At 41.0% G+C, this 2,008-nt stretch carries 2 protein-coding genes; both read left to right on the forward strand.

Annotated elements, in window-relative coordinates; genetic code table 11:
- Window positions 1–104: 104 nt before the first annotated feature.
- A complete protein-coding gene (locus ACTXGH_RS13720) occupies window positions 105–365 on the forward strand; it encodes a helix-turn-helix transcriptional regulator (RefSeq protein WP_439296434.1) in 261 nt (86 codons plus the stop codon).
- A 261-nt stretch (window positions 366–626) separates the two neighbouring features.
- On the forward strand, window positions 627–1,991 hold the full coding sequence (locus tag ACTXGH_RS13725; RefSeq protein WP_443561792.1) for a cation:dicarboxylate symporter family transporter: 1,365 nt from the start codon (window positions 627–629) through the stop codon (window positions 1,989–1,991).
- Window positions 1,992–2,008: the final 17 nt, after the last annotated feature.

The following is a 2,008-nucleotide window of genomic DNA, read 5'->3' on the forward strand; positions in this document are numbered from 1 at the left end:
ATTATGATAATTTAATCCTGTCAGGCATTGCTGCCTGACTAAAGTAAATCAGCCTCCGATAAAGTCGGGGCGGTTCACCTAAACTGGTCTCACAATCTTGTCATATCTCTGAACGTTATATTCATCTGTTGTTTCAAGACCTACCTTACTCGTTTTCAGGATGGGTCAAACTGACCAGGTTACTGGCTGCAAACAAACTATTAACCAAAGCCAATTATAGCTCTGTTGCTGAGGTTGCTTATCAAGTTGGTTTTACCGATCAAAGCTACTTTTCACGTATTTACAAACAACACTTTGGCTTCTCACCCAAAGATACACCTTTTAATGACGCCAAGCCCTATGAGCACAGAGCGAATACTAATTAAATCATACTAGCGTACTAATACCACCTACAAGCTTATGCTCTTAATAAATAAAGTCTGACTTCCATTATTGATACGATTGTTTATCGGCAGTTTTACTTATCGATGTGCACGACTAATAACTAAGTTTTTTAAGAGTCCAATTAGCCCTACCGTTTATTCCTAAATGGAATAACTACATGATAACTCGGTGTTAGACCTTATTCCAAAAATCAGGATAATCACTCCTTTGTTATTCATTTTTTGATTTCTTAGGAGTTTGTAATGCAGTTATTGTTACTAGTGGCTGTTTTTGTCGCATTACTATATGGCTTGTGGCGTTATCACCGTCAGAGTGATTCGTTAAGTCGTAGTGTTTTCCTAGGTTTATTTGTCGGCGTAGGTTTTGGTTTGGCGCTTTCAGCGCTTAATATTGATACCAGTAATTTTTTACCCTGGGTAAACATTGTCGGGAATGGCTATGTCAATTTGCTGAAGATGATTGCAATGCCCTTGGTATTCATTTCAATCTTGGCAGCCATCGCTCGTTTAGAAAAAGCGTCCATGATTGGCTCTATGAGCTTCTGGATTATTGGCACCTTACTAATTACGACAGGGCTTGCTGCTTTAGACGGCGCGATTATTGCCAACTTATTTACTCTTGATGCCAGCTCTATTGTTGCTGGTCAAGCAGAAATTGAGCGTGGACAAAGCATGGTTGAGAGCAGCACTCAAGTCTCTGACCTGACCATTCCAGGATTAATTTTAAGCTTCATTCCCACTAGTATCGGCGCGACATTTGCAGGCTTACAAAGCACTTCGATGATATCTGCTGTGGTCATTGCCAGTTTATTAGGGATAGCCGCTTTAACGGTTAATGCAAAAGAACCTGAAAAAGGTGCGGTAATCATTCGCGGTATCGGCATATTGCAAAGTTGGGTGATGGCACTGGTACGTTTTATTATCCGTTTGACTCCTTATGGCGTTTTTGCCTTAATGATTAAAGTCATTGTCACTACCGATGCCAGTGCAGTTTGGCAATTAGCAAAATTCCTCCTTGCCTCCTACGTTGCCCTATTCATTGTATTGATTATGCATGCACTTATCATTTTATTAACCGGGCGCTCACCCATCAAACACTTTAGAAAAATTGCGCCTGTACTTACATTTGCTTTTACCTCACGTAGTTCAGCAGCGTCTATTCCTTTAAATATTGATGTGCAAATTAATAAGCTTGGTATTGCTAAACCTATTGCGAATTTTTCAGCATCGTTTGGCGCGACCATTGGTCAAAATGGTTGTGCTGGCGTTTATCCTGCCATGCTGGCTGTGATGATTGCACCGACTATGGGACTTAACCCTTGGTCGATAGGATTTATAGCTTCCGTCATTGGCGTCTCTATGATTGCCTCTTTTGGTGTTGCAGGAGTTGGTGGCGGAGCGACATTTGCAGCTATTATCGTGTTATCAACCTTGGGGATGCCGCTAGAGCTCGCTGGTTTGTTGATATCTATTGAACCATTAATCGATATGATGCGTACTTTAGTCAATGTTAGTGGCTCAATTACTTCTGGTGTCGTTGGTAATCGTATGACCCCTGCCGTCAAATCCGTACACATAAACTTGGGAGATTTTAATTACGCAGCCTGACGATAATAATCAAACCA

Source organism: Psychrobacter sp. 1Y10, from assembly GCF_052259005.1.
In the GTDB taxonomy this organism is placed as follows: Bacteria; Pseudomonadota; Gammaproteobacteria; order Pseudomonadales; family Moraxellaceae; genus Psychrobacter; species Psychrobacter saeujeotis.